This window comes from Streptococcus infantis (genome assembly GCF_047465185.1).
GTDB lineage: Bacteria > Bacillota > Bacilli > Lactobacillales > Streptococcaceae > Streptococcus > Streptococcus infantis_O.
On sequence record NZ_JASHAJ010000002.1, the window covers coordinates 146,670 to 162,893 of the forward strand.

The window sequence follows — 16,224 nt, forward strand, 5'->3', positions numbered from 1 at the left end:
TTCTTTTATACTCAATGAAAATCAAAGAGCAAACTAGGAAGCTAGCCGTAGGTTGCTCAAAGCACTGCTTTGAGGTTGTAGATATGACTGACGAAGTCAGTTACATATATCTACGGTAAGGCGAAGCTGACGTGGTTTGAAGAGATTTTCGAAGAGTATTAAATAGCTAGATCAAACTTCAACTGCGGTTTCACTGGATCATAGTCAACCAACTCAAAATCTTCTGCTTTAATATCAAAGAAGTTGGTCTTGTCTGGTACATTCAAGACCAAACGTGGTTGGCAATTTGAAGGTTCACGACGGAGCAATTCCTCTGCCTGTTCAAATTGATTATCGTAGATATGAAGGTTATTGATAAAGTAGAAGAATTTTCCTACCTTCCAACCAAAGTGTTTGGCAATCATCATTTGAAGAGCCACATACTGCATGGCATTGATGTGGTGAGCTACCAGCATATCATTAGAACGCTGGGTCAAGGTCGCATCTAGATAGATGTCCCCATCTACTCGACGGACATCAAACATGGTTTGAAAGGCACAAGGAAGAAGGCCATCTGTTTCCTCAAAAGCTTGATAATCCCAAAGTGAGATGATATTGCGACGGTTCCAAGGATTGGCTTCTAACTGTTTGAGGATTTTATTGATAATGTCATGCTTCTTAACCACAGCCCCATAACGCTCGCCAATTGTCCCTGTGTCTCCCACTTCCCAATCATTCCAATAGTGGACATTGTACTTGTCATTAAGAACTTCTAGACTATTAGACTGGTCTTGATAAATCCAGAGTACTTCCTTGATAGCTGATTTGATAGCAATTGGACGTAGGGTTGTGATGGGAAATTCACCCTTGGACAAATCATACTCCGCAAAAGCACCTGTGATGTACTTGGAGTTAGCCACTGTTCCATCCTTATACTTGGGACGAGCTTGTTCTGAAAAGACTCCTTCATTGAGAATTCGCTCAATATTTTCTTTAAAAATCTTATCTGCTTTTGTCATTTACTCTCTCCTCAACGTTTATTCTTAACTAGTATAGCATAAAAAAAGAAAGGAGGAAAATCACTCGCTTCAAGATAGTGATTTTCTCCTTCTTTTGCTTCTTATTGCAAGACAAGTGATGCTGCTCCGATAACTCCAGCGTCATTTCCTAGAGTCGCAAGAGCCAATTTAGTTGTTGTGCGTACTTGTGGGAAGGTATTTTCATCATAAACCTTTTGCACACCTTGGAGAAGGAATTCTCCGGCAGCTGAAACTCCACCACCGATAACAATTGTTGATGGATTTAGGATAGAACCAATGTTGGCACATGCAATACCCAAGTAACGTGAGAAGTTACGGTAAACGATCAAAGCGAGGTCGTCCCCTTCTTTTGCCAAGTCAAAGACAGTTTTAGCAGTTACTTCTTCACCATCATCAATCAAGCGTTTTAAGGCTGCATCCCCTTCATATTCATCCGCGTAACGGCGAGTCAAGTTGACAATCCCTGTTGCAGAAGCCACTGTCTCAAGACAGCCTTTTTTACCACAGGTACATGCGATTGGTTGGTCAAAATCAACAGTGATGTGACCAAGCTCACCAGCAGCACCTGCAACACCGTGAAGCAATTTACCTTCTGCCACGATACCGCCACCAACACCTGTACCAAGAGTCATAAAGACAACGTCTGGTTGGTTTTCACCAGCACCCATCCAACGCTCACCAAGAGCAGCTACGTTAGCGTCATTGTCGATAAAGAATGGAATACCCAAGGCTTTTTCCATTTTCTCTTTGATCGGTTGAAGAGTTTTCCAGTTGAGGTTATAGGCTCCGATAACAGTTCCATTTTCACGGTCAACTACACCAGGTGAACCCATACCAATCCCTTGGAAATCCGTAGCTGACAATCCAAGCAAGTTCAAACGATGTTGAATTGATTCAATCATATCGTCTACGATATGGCTTCCTTCATCCAAAATGTTAGTTTTAATAGACCATTTTTCTTGGATTTCTCCTTCTTGAGTTAAAATTGCAAACTTGACAGAAGTTCCACCAAGGTCAATCCCAATAATCTTTTGACTCATCTTTTTCTCCTTTATATTTATTAATGGAAATGCTTACAGACATAGTATAACAAAATCGTTAGATTTGTGCAAAGCTTTGCATTACCTTTCCAGATTATTTCTACTCTATGGTTTCCACAAACCAGAAGCATCTACATAATAGCGTCCACCATCCACTCGCTCATTCTTAGCCATTTTACCATCCGATTTCAAATAGTAATTTCCTTGCCATGCATTGCGAGCATAAGATCCATCTGATTTCAAGTAATACCAGGCTTGGTAAGAAGAATCATAGATCCACTCATTCTGAGCCATTTTCCCATTTGACTTGAGGTAATATGAACCTTGCCAAGTATTATGCGCATAAGCTCCATCTGATTTGAGGTAATACCAGGCTTGGTAGTAAGAATCATAAATCCATTCACCCTGAGCCATCTTACCATCTGATTTGAGATAGTAACTTCCCTGCCAAGCATTACGTGCATAAGATCCATCTGATTTAAGGTAATACCAGGCTTGGTAATAGTTATCGTATACCCACTCATTCTCAGCCATTCTTCCATCTGACTTGAGATAGTATGCACCCTGCCAAGTATTTGTTACTGGTTTCCCATTTGCAGAAAAATAGTACCAAGATCCATTTTGACGAACCCAACCACTTACAGCTTCTGCACTAGGAGCAGGTGCTGCACTATTTGGTGCTACATTGTTGTTAGCTTGAGATGTACTCGTCTTTTTCTCTTTTAAAACTCCCTTAGGCGCATTCTTCGATTCACAAGCGATTCCATCATGATCCTTATCCAGAGTAGCAGAATAACCTGGTTCTCCCTTATGAATATCTGCATATCCATTCTCCCAAGCTTCCTTACAGCTCGAAAAGTGGATACTTTCATCTGCCATAACAGGTTGTAAAAACAGAGTAAGGACAGGTAAAGAAACTAGGCCTAGTTTTAATAAATGACGTTTGTTCATGATTTTCTCCTAAAATTATAATATCAATATCAATCTCAATATTATTTTATCAAACTTGTTTCAGCAATTCAAGAAAACTTCTAGTTATTTCTGCAAACTCTTTTGGTTTGGCCCTATTCAGAACATGAGGTCCATCAGGAATAATCTGAATCTGAGAATTTGGAATCAGTTGTTGCAGACCTTTCATAGACTTTAGATTAGGCTTATCCTGACTACCACAGATTAACAAGCTTGGATAGGCACAATTCCGTGCAATCTCTCTTAAATCAAGTGTTTTTAATTCTTCAGATACTCCAACTAAAAGCGATTTGTCTGCTCCCTGCTTCTCATATATACTCTTAGGAAGCAATTTGAATATCAGCAACTGAATGTAAAAAGGAATGTTACCTGCTAATTTCAGTGGACATCCTGACAAAACCAAGGCCTGAAGATTTGGTAGATCATAACTTGAAATCTCCAATGCAAGTGCAGCCCCTAAAGATAAGCCAACTAAGACAAAAGGCTCTGTTTCCTTTGATAAGTGCTGATAAATGCGTTCCTTGGCTTCTTGGTAGGTCCCAACTCCTGAAGGAAATAAGTCCAGTGCTTCAGAGGGATAATCTGTTAGCAAATCCTGAACTTCTTTCCAACTATCTGCTGACTGTCCCAAACCGTGTAAAAATATAAGTTTCATTTAGTGCTCCTTTACTGACAACTCATACAAGCCCCTTACTGCATTACAGCCATAGATGGCTTCTGCTTGTGCCAAATCTTCTATTGTCAAGACCTTCTCTTCTACCTGCCTGTTTTCAAGTAAATGCTGGCGATAAATCCCTGGTAACAGGCCAAGAGTACTAGGTGGGGTATAGAGCTTGCCATCCATTTTTAAGACCAGATTCCCAATAGAGGTTTCAAGCAATTTTCCATCAGCAGTGTGATAGATGATTTCCTGATTTCCCACTGTCAAATGTGGTCGGTATGTCGTCTTAAAGTAGGTAAAGGCCTGCTGTAAATCAGCTTCCTGTAGACAAAGTTTGGCCTGACAGAAGCTAGAGCTAAGCGGTGTCAATACTTGCCGATCGATTTCAATCGCTCCAGATTTGCTGAGACTGATTCGTACCCGATAATCTTGAAGTAGATCACAAGACTGGTACTCCTTCTCTATCTCTTGTTTCAGAACTTCTTGGTCAAATGGAAATGCAAAGTATCGACTAGCCTTTTGCAGTCTTTCCAGATGTTGAGTTTCAAAGAGTAATTTTTTCTGGCTAATTTTCCCTGTAGTAATTAGTTGAAAACGAGGCTGTTTTCGGTAAAGAACAGCAGCCTTTTGATGGACTTCGCGGTATTCTGACTCCCAAGTGCTATCCCATGTAATGCCTCCACCGACTCCATAGATGGCTTGCCCTCCATGCAGTTGAATGGTTCGAATGGCGACATTGAAAATTCGTCGTCCATTGGGAAGTAAGAGACCAACAGTCCCACAGTAGACTCCTCTAGCTTGTGGTTCTAAGTTCTTGATAATTTCCATGGTCGCTATCTTGGGAGCCCCAGTGATGGAGCCACATGGAAAGAGAGAACGGAAGATTTCTACTAGATTAACATCCGATCGTAACTGACTCTTGATGGTCGAAGTCATCTGCCAAACTGTTGAATACTGTTCCACATGGCATAAACGTTCCACATGCTCACTACCAACCTCAGAAATACGATTCATGTCATTTCGCAAGAGGTCTACTATCATCATGTTTTCTGAGCGATTTTTGGGATCTTGTTCCAACCAAACTGCCTCTTTCAAGTCATTATAGTCATTCAAACCACGTTTAGTTGTCCCCTTCATAGGACGAGTGGTCAACTCACGACCATTTTGCTCAAAAAAGAGTTCTGGACTCATGGAAATCACTGCCATGTCGTCGTGCTCTATGTAAGCATTGTATCCCGCTTCCTGCTCAACCACCATGCGATTGTAGATAGCAAAAGGATTGGCAGACAACTCCTGTTCGAGTTTAACAGTATAGTTGATCTGATAAGTATCGCCTTGTCTTAAATGATGATGTATCTGGTCAATAGCCTTTTCATAGTCCTCTGCAGATGTTACTTCCTGCCAGTTTGACGGCAAATCCACCTCCTCATAAGTCAAAGGTATACTTGATTTTTCTACGCTTTCATGAACGGTGAAATAGAGGAGATACTCTCCTAACAAGGGACCTGAGTGTACTACTAATTTTTTCTCAAAAGCAGGTGCAGCCTCGTAGCTGACATAACCAACTACATAATAGCCATTCTCTTGGTAGCTTTCCACTTGTGCCAGTAAGTCTGTCACTTCTGCTAAATCTCTGGTTTTTAACTCTTTGATAGGCTTGGTAAAGGTGTATCTCTCGCCCAAAGCCCTAAAATCAATCACTGTTTTTCTATGCATATCCTAAGTATACCATAAAAGCCAGACCCCAAACAGGAGATCTGGCTTTTTAACTAATATGGTTGAGAAAACTTACTCAACATAATCCAACAAATAAGCATAACCCTTTTCTTCCATTTGATCCTTTGGAATAAAGCGGATGGATAGACTATTGATACAATAGCGTAGACCTCCCTTGTCCTGAGGTCCGTCTGTAAAGACATGTCCTAAGTGGGAATCACCAGTTCGGCTTCTGACTTCTGTTCTGACCATATTATAAGACTTGTCTTCCTTGTAGGTCGCAACATCTGGACTGATAGGCTGGGTAAAACTTGGCCAACCACAGCCCGATTCAAATTTATCTTTCGAAGAAAAGAGAGGTTCACCTGTTGCTACATCCACATAAATACCTGCTTCAAATTTATCCCAGTAACGATTTGAAAAGGCCCGTTCTGTTTGACTATTTTGAGTCACTGCATATTCCTCAGGAGAGAGGAGTTTTTTCAATTCATCGTCACTCGGTTTTGGATATTTACTCGCATCAATAACAGGATAGGCTGCTTGATTGACATTGATATGGCAATATCCATTTGGATTTTTCTGGAGATAATCTTGGTGGTAGTCTTCAGCCACGATAAAATTTCTTAAGGCTTCCTTTTCAACCGCTAGAGGCTGGTCATACTTTTGAGCAACTTGCTCAAAGACTTGATTGATGACTTCTAGATCCTGATCGTCCTTATAGTAGACTCCCGTTCTGTACTGAGTCCCCACATCATTTCCCTGCTTATTTTTACTGGTTGGATTGATAATGCGGAAATAATGGAGCAAGATCTCTTTTAGAGTAATTTGGTTGGCATCGTAGGTCACATGAACAGTCTCAGCATGGCCTGTTTGACCGATCAATTCATACTGGGTTGTTTCTCCTCTCCCATTCGCATAGCCAGAAACAGCATCTGTCACACCTGCCACTCGAGAAAAATATTCTTCGACACCCCAGAAACATCCTCCAGCTAGATAGATATCATGTAAGTCAGCATCTTTACTTGGCTTAGTTTTTTTCGTGACTTTTTGCCCTTGACTAACTGCTGCCTTCTCAATTTGAGAGGTATCTGTGTAGCTAGCGCTTCTTCTTTCCAAAAGAAACAAAATTCCGATGATGATGCCTCCAATTAAGAGTATTGTTTTTAATTTATCACTCATAATAAGCCTCTAATTCATAGTCTTTAAATTCTCTAAAATAGTTTCCTTATCCATAAAACCTGGCTGGATCTTAACTAGTTTACCTTCTTTATCAATAAAAGCCTGAGTCGGATAAGAACGAACTCCGTAACTCGCTAAAAGTTGTCCCGAAGGATCTAGCAATACTGGTAAATCTTTATAGTCCAAACCTTGATACCATTTTTGGAAGTCTCCTTCTGCTTGCTCTCCTTTTTGACCAGGAGAAACCACTGTCAAGATGACATAGTCATCACTTGCTTCTTTTGCCAGTTCATCGGTATCAGGTAAACTAGCTAGACAAATAGAGCACCAAGATGCCCAAAATTTGAGATAGACCTTTTTGCCTTTATAATCTGATAGGCGATAAGTTTTACCATTAACTCCCGTAAGCTCAAAGTCTGGAACTTCTTCTCCTATTTTTGCAGTTTGAGAGCTAACTTGTGCATTTTTGTCCCCATTTTGCTTATCAACTTGCTTCTCCATCTGATTGTTACAAGCCGATAGACAAAGCAAACTAGCACAGACCAATGCAGATGTTTGCCATTTTTTCATTTCCATCACCTTTCTAGTTTATTATATGAATATAGATTTTGTATTATAGCTCTATTATATACCTAGCATCCTAAAAATACTTGAAATCTGCTTGGAAATTAATAGCGCTTCTTGATGACAAAAAACTCCCATCTGCTGAACAGATGAGAGCTTTGGATTATTTAAAGATAGATGTTTTAAAGCTATCTGTCTGTTGAAGAAGTTTCTTGAAGACTTTTTCTTTAAGTGATACGGTGTTATCAAATTTAACAGATCCGTTACTTAGAGTAGCCTTATCTTTATCAACTGCTTCAGCAAAGGCTTGTTTCAAGTCTTCATAGCTATTGTATGTTTTACCATCAATTTCAAAAGATTGTATTCCATTTTTAGCACTTGTCACAACTTCTTTGAAGTAATCTTTCTTCCAATCTTCGAGATTGTTGAATTTTCCTTCAGAAATCTTCTTAATGATGAAGTCATCACCTAGAGTATCTTTACCAGCTTTTTTAGATTCAGCTTTTAGCATGTTAGAAGCATAGTTTAAGAAGCCTTTTTCGTAGCCATAGTAACCCCAGATTCTAAAAGTATTATGTTTGAATGACATCGCTCCAGGAGCACCTTCACTGGTATTTCCACCATAGATACCCGTCATCATTGGTACAGTAACATAGGCTGAACCAAAGTCGGATGGATTATAGACTCCATTTCCAGGTCCACGATTGGTCATAAAGTTATTGGTCACTAAGTCATCAACTGTACGCAAAGGAATAGCCTTTTCATCATCACTTAAAGGTCGAACCTTATCGAATTGATTCTTGGTATTATTTCCTCGGTACTGTTTGTCTACTTTCTTGAACCAAGCATTGTTTAAATCTTGACTTGCTTTATTGAGGACAGCTTCTCCTTCAAGATAATCTAGAAGCATGAGAGTGTCATTATAGCCCTTCATGTAACGATCAATTTCGTCACGTGATTTAAGGTCATTTGGATTAGTGTTATACCATTGATTTCCATCGTTTGGACGTTCATAGGCCATGTTGAGACCTAGGGCTTTGTATTCACCGTTTGGATTTGTTACTGACGGAGTTTGTAACATTCCTTGAGCAAATGCTTCAAGATCTGTTCCTTCACGGTGTCTTGAGCCACCCAAGTAGACCATACGGTCATTGACGTGAGTTGTTTCATGAGTAAAGGCAGATACCCCAAAATCACTAATCATGTCCGTCACCATAAAGAAGACAGAATCATCCTTATATGGATTCGCATAAACACGAGCCACAGCTCCCATACGCCAATCAGTCGCATGGTAACGGTCGGTAGGTCCATACAATTCACGGATAGGCGCCACATCTTTACCACTGTTTGTATGGCCATAACGATCAGTACTAATGCCTTTATAATTCTGGTTGTCCAGTACAGGTGTTGGAACCATATTATTGCTCTTCAAGAGCTGATTACGTACTTTATCTAGAGATAGACGTGACCAGAAATCTAGGTAATTCTGTTGTCCTTTAGCAACCTTATCAATTTCAGCTTTGAAGGCATTACGCTCTGCTTCAGTGTTCTTACCATATTTTTCAAATGAACTGTAGGCCATGGTATTATATGTTGAAATCAAGAACATATGGGCATCTTTTAAGTTCAAGAGTGGTAAAATCATCTTGCCATGCATATCGTTATTTAAGCCTTCGTAAGCTCTATGTTTCTTATCAGCAAAATCAGGATTTGTTGTTTTTGGTTCCACGATATAGACATTATCTTTAGTTGCCTTTATAAACCAATCATTCAAGTCTGTATCTTTTGTGAAGAGTTCCATGTTATATTTCAGGAAGTCATTTAAATTGCCTGATAGAGTATGTTTAGCAACTACTTCACGGAAGGCATCATGTGTGCGAGTTCCTTTTACATAGTCTTCTTTTGAACCAATTTCAATCAAACGGTCTAATACATTGACGTTCTTACCATAGAAGTCTGGCTTGAACAACATGAGTTGCTTGATATTGAAATCATCAAACTTCACCCCGTAATAACGGTTAAGGTAAGAAAGGCCAAGGAGAAGCGCTGCCTTGTTGTCATCAATTTTCTTGATCAAAGCACGTTTAGCAGCTTCATCTGTGTTTAATTGATGATCCTCATTTTCAACCAACTGTTTGACAAATTTAGTAAGATTATCCTTAACTTCTTTGAAGGTTTCTTCAAGATAAAGGTTCTTAATCGCATTAACTTTGTTTGGACCAGTTCTACCAAGGTGTGTATAGATTGGATCAGATTGCAATTCTACAGGACTCAATTTTTCAACAATAGTATTGATGAGATCACTACGGTCTTTGTCAACCATGTTTGGAGTGTAAACAACTTCACCAAGTTCTGCAATACCATACTCTTTCACTTGTTTGACTTTAGAGTCTTTCGGCGTAATGCTGAAGACATCTTTTGTCTTATCTGCATAGTGGATCATAATATGATCAGCATCAGCTAATTCCGTCACAAAGGTATTGCCCCTCATGGCAGTGACAGACAATACTTCTTTAGTTAGGAGAGGACTTCCTGCAGCAAGTTTATTACCTTGGTCGACAATCCACTCTTTATTATAGAAAGGTTGAAGTTTTGCGATATTACGGTAAGCTAGCTCCCGAGTCGCATCATAACTATCAATTGCTTTGTATTGATCGTCTTTGTTAAGACTATTATTAAGCTTGTCTTCAATAGGTTTGCTGCTGGTAAATTTATCAGCAGTGATTCCCATCGCTTCAATTTTCTGCTCAGCTTCTGCCAGTGAGATACTTGGAATTTTACGTGAATTGTTAAAGGATTTCTTACCTTCACTCACGCCATCAACACTATAATTACGTTTGGTTCTTGAATAGGTGAAGTAATCGTCAGCATCAATATCTGAGTGACCAAATACCATCTCACCTGTTTTGACTTTCATCATAGTGATGTTGTCTTCAATAGTACCCAAGGCCCAGTTGGTACCCAGCAATCCACCAGATTGAACAGCTTCTTTCAGTTCGATAGAACCTTTAGCAACTGAATTTCTAAGGACACCTTCTTTACCGACCGTGTAGTTGTTAGCACCATTTTGAGATGAATAAACTAAACCTGCAGCTTTTGCTTTATTACCAGTAATTTCAGCATCAACGTAGGCTTTTTCAACGATACCCTTCCAGTTTTCACCAAGAACACCAGCTAAATAACCTCCTCTACTACCAGCAGCGTGAAGTTTACCGATAAAGGCGACATTACTTACTTTTCCACTACCATCAATTTTATTGATAATACCAGCTACATCATTATTACCGACAACACTTCCTGTTACTTTGACATTTTCGATAGTCGCATTGTTTTTGATGACATTAGCAATTGGAGCTACTCGATCAACTCCGGACATATCAATGTTGACATTTTCTAGTATGAGATCCTTAACTGAACCACCTTCAATGTTTCCAAATAATGGTTTAGTGATATTATGAATAGCAAATTTATTACCTTCAGTACTTCCCAACGAACCTTTAAAGGCATTGGTTACATAAGATTTGCCAGCAGCTGGTACATTATTAGCATTCATATTGCTACCAAGCTTGAATGTACCAGTCGGATTAGCTTGCATAGCTTTTACAAGTTCATTAAAGTCGTAGTAAACATCACCTTCATGAGCTTTAGGTTTAGGTAAATAGTGTATATACTCTTCAGTGAAACGATTCTCTGCAGTACGTTGAATCAAATCTGGTGCTTTAGCAGTTACTTTGTAAAGTTTATTTCCATCTACAGTAACTTCTTCGATTTTATCAACAGCTAGTTTCGTAACCTTGTTATCGTAAGTGGTAACTTTTAAGTAGTAAGGCTTAACATTCGATGGTTTCTCGGACAAGAGACTACTATCGGCCTCATTTCCTTGGTCATCTACACTGATTAAGCTTGTTTCCTTAATATTTTTGACTTCAACTTTTTTAAGGTCGATTCTCAATGGTTCTTCCTTAAGAACTTCTTCCTCGTCACCATTGCCACGATCATACACCATGGTCGTCGCAAGTGTATAATCCTTGTAATAATCTAAATCAGCTAAAGCTGTCGCAAGATTTGACTCTGAAAGACTAAAGGTCTTAATAACTTGATCGCCTTTTTTCAATACTGCTTGAATAGACTTAATCGTTACACCATCTGGTTTTTTAAGGCTATAAGTGGCTTTTGCACTTCGATTCAATTCTTCTGTATCAACTTTAGTTAATGTTAGAGTAGGTTTTTCTAATTCCTTAGTACCTTTTTTGATAATGTGGTCTTGTACCTGTTCAACAACTTCTTCTGAAACAGTCGGGGCATCTGCAGTTCTCACACCCTTGATAGTCTTGTAGACTTTGGTAATTTTCTTTTTACCATTCTTACCTACCTGAGCAACTGTTTCAGTTCCCTTGAGTAGACTAGAATCTTGTTCCATTATCGTTTTAAAAGGAACTTCTTCAAAAGAAACTTCTTCGGTTTGGCCTTCTCTTGGTTTGGTTCCGCGACTGATTTTTTCAGCTACAGGAGCTTTAACAGTCTCTGTAGTTGTACTTATAGGCTCACCGATTTTTTCGCTATTAACCGTTTTGTAGACACGATGAATGAGTTGACTACCAGTTTCACCCTTTTGAACAACACTTTCTTCATCAGTATAGCGATTAGCATCCGAGAGGTATTCTGTAGTGTAAGGAATTGTAACCGTTTCTGATTCAGTCACAGTTGACTCTGTCACCTTGTATTCTGGCAAGCTCGGTTGAATAAGAGGTTCACCTACGTGGCCCTCTTCTTGAGTTCCTTTGGCTGTTACTTCGCCTGTATATTCTGGAAGTTCTGGCTGAATAAGAGATTCACCCACATGACCTTCCTCTTGAGTACCCTTGGCTGTCACTTCGCCTGTATATTCTGGAAGTTCCGGTTGGATTGGAGATTCGCCTACATGACCTTCCTCTTGGGTACCCTTGGCTGTCACTTCGCCTGTATATTCTGGAAGTTCCGGTTGGATTGGAGATTCGCCTACATGGCCTTCTTCTTGAGTCCCTTTAGCAGTTACTTCGCCTGTATATTCTGGAAGTTCTTCCTGGACAAGAGATTCGCCTACATGGCCTTCTTCTTGAGTTCCTTTAGCTGTAGTTTCCTCGGTTTGAGCGGGTTGATTCGGTTGAACAAGAGGCTCACCTTCATGAGTTTCTTCTTGTGTTACTTGACCTGTAGTCAATTTTTCATCATGAGTATTATCTGGGATAGAGACTTTCAAATCTGCTTCTTTGAAATACCCAATGTAGTCATACCCATCAATTTGAATAACTCCATTCGCTAAATCTTCTTTACTACAAGCAGAAATTGTTTGGTTATAAGATAAAAGAATTTGATTTTCAAAAGCTTGAATAGTCTGAGGAATGAAGTAGCTTCCACCTAAAGCACCAATCACGAGAAGACCCGCAATCTTATTACGATTTTTCTTTGAAATTACCAAAACAGCTAGCGATGCTGTCGTAAGGCCAAGGCCAGCAAGTGCTAATTCTTTACTTCCAGTTTTTGGTAATTCCTGAGAAATAGTGGCTTTCCTTCGGTAAACAAGATAAACAACATCATCTTGTTTTAAATCAGAAGGAAGTTCCTTATGAATAAGGGCCTTTTCAGCTTCTGTTAGCTCTTGCTCTGCTAAATAACGATAGTGTACCTGATTTGGCTCACAAACTTCATTAGCCACTACTGGATCAAGCAAGAGGTTGTTAGCACCGAAAAGTACGGCTCCGATAACAGCAGAACCGACTCCAACAGAGAACTTTCTAATAGAATATTTTATAACCTTTTCAACTTGTTTCTTTTCCATTTTACGATTTCCTAATAGCATCTTGTGGGTATTGAGCACGCGCCCCTCCAATCAGTTTTGGACGACTAGCTAGGGCAGTTACGTGGGCTTGGCCGATTGATCTCAAAACTGGACGTATCGGTACTTGAACATGTTTGATATGCATCCCAATAGCCGTATCTCCAACATCGAGTCCTGCATCAGCTTTGATAAATTCGACCTCAACTGGGTCTTTCATATAGCGAAAAGCCGCCAATTGACCTGATCCTCCAGCATGCAGAGTCGGTAGAACACTCACAATTTCGAGATTGTGTTTGATTGCAACCTCTCGTTCCACAACCAAGGCTCGATTGACATGTTCACATCCTTGGACGGCAAGATGGATTCCTTTAGATGATAAGATGTCTAAGAACTTTTGAACAATTAATTCTCCAATTTCTTGACTAGATGCTTTCCCGATGTGTCCTCCTATCACCTCACTGGAAGATAAGCCCAAAACAAAGAGAGCCCCCTCATGGAGAGAAGCCTTTGCCAACACATCTTCTAGGATTTCCTCTACCTCTTTTTGTAAATGTCCTTGGTCCATACATTACCTCGCTTATTTCTTTCTATGATATCGTTTTTTCATTATTTTAGCAAGCTAAGTGACGTAATAGAAAGTATTTATCTATAGCACCTCAATTGAGTTTACAAAAATTATCGTATAGTCTAAGCCTAAGCAAATCCAAATCTAAAACAAAAAAGACAGAGAATTCTATTTCTCTGTCTTTTTTCAAATACTTTAAACTTTTTGGAGTCCTTGAACCGCATCATGATTGATGAGTACTTGACCATATTCTTGTAGTACCGAACGGCTGATGTCACTGTCATCCGCAAATTCCCGCATACGAGCCAATAACCAAGCTGGATAAAGACTTGGATGATCTTCTACATCAACCAAGACAGTTAGATAATATTGGTCGTTCATTTTGTAAAGTTCTGAAGTCTCCATTTGGTAATCAACGGTTTTCGCAAAAGAAACCAAACTAGTTAAGTCGTCAAAGCGTAGGATGTAGTAGATATAGGGTTCTCTTTTCCCTTCTTCTTCGAGGGCTTCATCAAGCGCTGCTTCCTCTTCCTTTTCAACCTGTTCTAAAGATTGAATCGCTTCAATATCCTCTTTAGTTTTCTCTGCCATGGTTTTTTCCAACGTTTTCAAAAATTCATCTGGAGACATTTTCGCTAACTCATCCATGTCAGGAAGATCGGCTAAATCCTCAAAATCCAAGTTTTGGTCAATCTTAGATTTCGTCACAAAGACATCAACCTTATCAGGTTTCGGTGTCACTCGGAAACTAAGCATACCTGTATCCAAGAAACTATCTGGCATTTCTAGCTCATCCAAGATTGCATAGAAAAACTCTTCTGTTTTTTCTTGTGGAACGAGAAAGTCTGCGATTTCCATTCCACGATCCATCAAATCTTCTAAAGACATCGTGATTTTTAAAGTCGTATCACTGATTTGTTTCATTTTCATAGTTCGTAACCTCATACTTTCAGTTCTATCTATTATACAAGATTTAAATGATTTTATCAAAAGAATGGCGTTGGAATTGAGTCTAAAGATGCTCACTTGATGAATCAAGCGAGCATCTTTAGAACATCTATCTAGCCTATAAAATGTTTATTTTCGATAGGCTTTTATACTATGGCTATACCATTCCTGCATTTCTTTTGACGGCGGAGTCATGTAATCTCCATACATCTGAGTTAGAAAAATATCATAGTTCTTTGGAATAGGCACCATTCGTCCTTCGAACTCTGTTAAAATCAGTTCGTTAAGGGTTCCGACTGGAAAGACTTCTTTCATTTTTTCTTTTCCAACTCCAATAGCCCCTTCATAAGCAGGATTATCTGTCACACTTTTCTTAACTAACTTGTCAATTTTCTTATAGAAATATCTCGGATTAACAAGTCTGAGAGGATACCAAGTACACAGACGGAGAAAATCTTTTAATTTACTATCTCCGTGAACAGCACGCTCTTTTTTTATATAGGCAAGTTGACGCAAGGCAACATACTTATAACTCTTGTCAATAATACTTAAATCTGAAAATTGATCAATTGGGAAGACATCAATGAACAAACTTGTATCATGACGTTTGTATTTTACATTATCTTCAATAACTGTTGTTGTATCTAAAATAACTGCAAAATTATGGAAATACCATGAAGAAGTATCGTAAGAAAGAACACGATAAACAGGATGATTATCCTCCTCAATCGCTTTTAATAGACGCTCATAGTCTTTTCTATACAGTGAAATATCGATATCATCATCCCAAGGAATCATTCCCTTATGGCGAACAGCTCCCAACATGGTTCCATAGCTGAGGAAATAAGAAATATTATTTTTTTTACAAATGTCATCAACATAGTCCAAAATACCTAGTTGAATTTCTTTAATTTCATTTTTTTCTAAGTACTGCATTTAATCCTCCAATTTATAGGCTTCAAATTCGTGACTATAAAACTGTTTTTCTTTTGGTGGGAGAGTCATATAATCACCATAATACTGTTTCAAAATAGCATCATATTGTTTCGGTGCTGGAAGAGTCAGATGTTCAAAAGGAACTTCCACTAAATCTTCAAAAATTTCTTTGTCAAAGACTTCTTTTTCCTTAAACTTGGAAGGAATAAAAGCGATATATTTACCATCTTTTACCCTATACTTTTGAATTTGCTTTTCAATTTGACTCGCAAAATAACGGGGAGAAATAGGACGAAGGATAAACCAGAAGAAGGTACGAATCAAGTCTTTTAGCTTGCTATCTCCATAGACAATATTCTTGTGCTTACTGAAAGATAATAACTTAAAGCTTTCCAACTTATAGCAAACATCGATAACTTTAGTATCGTTGAAAGAATCCATTGGAAAAATATCAATGAAAATTCCAGAATCATAGGTTTTAGTATTTCGTGTATCCACTATTTTTGTTGTTGAATCTACAACCTTAATAAAATTATTATAGTAGTGATCATCAGTTTCTAACGCTAAAATCTTATATTTAGATTGTTCTTGATTAAATAACTGGATAAAACGTTCGTAGTTTTCACGTGTCATCGAAAGGTCTATATCATCATCCCAGGGAATAAAACCTTTGTGACGAATAGCTCCAATCAGGGTACCATAATTGATAAAATAATCAATACCATGCTTCTTACAAAATGAATCAATAAAAGCTAAAATATCAAGTTCAATTTGTTTAGCTTCTTCAATACTTAATCTTCTCATCTAAT

12 protein-coding genes are annotated in these 16,224 nt (G+C 38.7%); all 12 read right to left on the reverse strand.

All coding sequences use genetic code 11. The features are described from left to right. Positions 1-158: 158 nt before the first annotated feature. Positions 159-998, reverse strand: coding sequence for a thymidylate synthase (locus tag QM382_RS04200; RefSeq protein ID WP_414272556.1), 840 nt, complete (start codon positions 996-998; stop codon positions 159-161). Between the two features lie 101 nt (positions 999-1,099). Beyond that, positions 1,100-2,059 carry an ROK family glucokinase gene (locus tag QM382_RS04205; RefSeq protein ID WP_070678016.1) on the reverse strand — a complete coding sequence of 320 codons (960 nt, stop codon included), beginning with the start codon at positions 2,057-2,059 and terminating at the stop codon, positions 1,100-1,102. Positions 2,060-2,164: 105 nt separating this feature from the next. Further along, the gene (locus QM382_RS04210; RefSeq protein WP_414272557.1) at positions 2,165-3,010 is read right to left on the reverse strand and encodes an excalibur calcium-binding domain-containing protein; all 846 of its coding nucleotides are present in this window, start codon (positions 3,008-3,010) and stop codon (positions 2,165-2,167) included. A gap of 49 nt (positions 3,011-3,059) precedes the next feature. Beyond that, entirely contained in the window at positions 3,060-3,683 is a 624-nt protein-coding gene (locus QM382_RS04215) for an alpha/beta fold hydrolase (RefSeq protein WP_414272558.1), read from the reverse strand. Further along, positions 3,684-5,405 carry an aminodeoxychorismate synthase component I gene (pabB, locus tag QM382_RS04220; protein ID WP_414272559.1) on the reverse strand — a complete coding sequence of 574 codons (1,722 nt, stop codon included), beginning with the start codon at positions 5,403-5,405 and terminating at the stop codon, positions 3,684-3,686. A gap of 72 nt (positions 5,406-5,477) precedes the next feature. Continuing rightward, on the reverse strand, positions 5,478-6,584 hold the full coding sequence (gene msrB, locus QM382_RS04225; protein WP_414272560.1) for a peptide-methionine (R)-S-oxide reductase MsrB: 1,107 nt from the start codon (positions 6,582-6,584) through the stop codon (positions 5,478-5,480). A gap of 9 nt (positions 6,585-6,593) precedes the next feature. Further along, a complete protein-coding gene (locus QM382_RS04230) occupies positions 6,594-7,154 on the reverse strand; it encodes a redoxin family protein (RefSeq protein ID WP_414272561.1) in 561 nt (186 codons plus the stop codon). A 157-nt stretch (positions 7,155-7,311) separates the two neighbouring features. Beyond that, complete coding sequence (locus QM382_RS04235; RefSeq protein WP_414272562.1) at positions 7,312-12,966, reverse strand: ZmpA/ZmpB/ZmpC family metallo-endopeptidase; 5,655 nt, start codon at positions 12,964-12,966, stop codon at positions 7,312-7,314. A gap of 1 nt (position 12,967) precedes the next feature. After that, positions 12,968-13,531: a TIGR01440 family protein gene (locus QM382_RS04240; protein WP_414272563.1), complete on the reverse strand. Its 564-nt coding sequence runs from the start codon at positions 13,529-13,531 to the stop codon at positions 12,968-12,970. 195 nt (positions 13,532-13,726) lie between these two features. Continuing rightward, a complete protein-coding gene (gene mecA / locus QM382_RS04245; RefSeq protein WP_414272564.1) occupies positions 13,727-14,461 on the reverse strand; it encodes an adaptor protein MecA in 735 nt (244 codons plus the stop codon). A 147-nt stretch (positions 14,462-14,608) separates the two neighbouring features. Continuing rightward, positions 14,609-15,415: a LicD family protein gene (locus tag QM382_RS04250; protein WP_414272565.1), complete on the reverse strand. Its 807-nt coding sequence runs from the start codon at positions 15,413-15,415 to the stop codon at positions 14,609-14,611. Further along, complete coding sequence (locus tag QM382_RS04255) at positions 15,416-16,219, reverse strand: LicD family protein (RefSeq protein ID WP_414272566.1); 804 nt, start codon at positions 16,217-16,219, stop codon at positions 15,416-15,418. Positions 16,220-16,224: the final 5 nt, after the last annotated feature.

Excerpts from the sequence above, each read along its gene's own strand:
- QM382_RS04200 (WP_414272556.1), bottom strand. The coding sequence starts at position 998 with ATGACAAAAGCAGATAAGATTTTTAAAGAAAATATTGAGCGAATTCTC.
- QM382_RS04205 (WP_070678016.1), bottom strand. The coding sequence starts at position 2,059 with ATGAGTCAAAAGATTATTGGGATTGACCTTGGTGGAACTTCTGTCAAG.
- QM382_RS04210 (WP_414272557.1), bottom strand. The coding sequence starts at position 3,010 with ATGAACAAACGTCATTTATTAAAACTAGGCCTAGTTTCTTTACCTGTC.
- QM382_RS04215 (WP_414272558.1), bottom strand. The coding sequence starts at position 3,683 with ATGAAACTTATATTTTTACACGGTTTGGGACAGTCAGCAGATAGTTGG.
- pabB (WP_414272559.1), bottom strand. The coding sequence starts at position 5,405 with ATGCATAGAAAAACAGTGATTGATTTTAGGGCTTTGGGCGAGAGATAC.
- msrB (WP_414272560.1), bottom strand. The coding sequence starts at position 6,584 with ATGAGTGATAAATTAAAAACAATACTCTTAATTGGAGGCATCATCATC.
- QM382_RS04230 (WP_414272561.1), bottom strand. The coding sequence starts at position 7,154 with ATGAAAAAATGGCAAACATCTGCATTGGTCTGTGCTAGTTTGCTTTGT.
- QM382_RS04235 (WP_414272562.1), bottom strand. The coding sequence starts at position 12,966 with ATGGAAAAGAAACAAGTTGAAAAGGTTATAAAATATTCTATTAGAAAG.
- QM382_RS04240 (WP_414272563.1), bottom strand. The coding sequence starts at position 13,531 with ATGGACCAAGGACATTTACAAAAAGAGGTAGAGGAAATCCTAGAAGAT.
- mecA (WP_414272564.1), bottom strand. The coding sequence starts at position 14,461 with ATGAAAATGAAACAAATCAGTGATACGACTTTAAAAATCACGATGTCT.
- QM382_RS04250 (WP_414272565.1), bottom strand. The coding sequence starts at position 15,415 with ATGCAGTACTTAGAAAAAAATGAAATTAAAGAAATTCAACTAGGTATT.
- QM382_RS04255 (WP_414272566.1), bottom strand. The coding sequence starts at position 16,219 with ATGAGAAGATTAAGTATTGAAGAAGCTAAACAAATTGAACTTGATATT.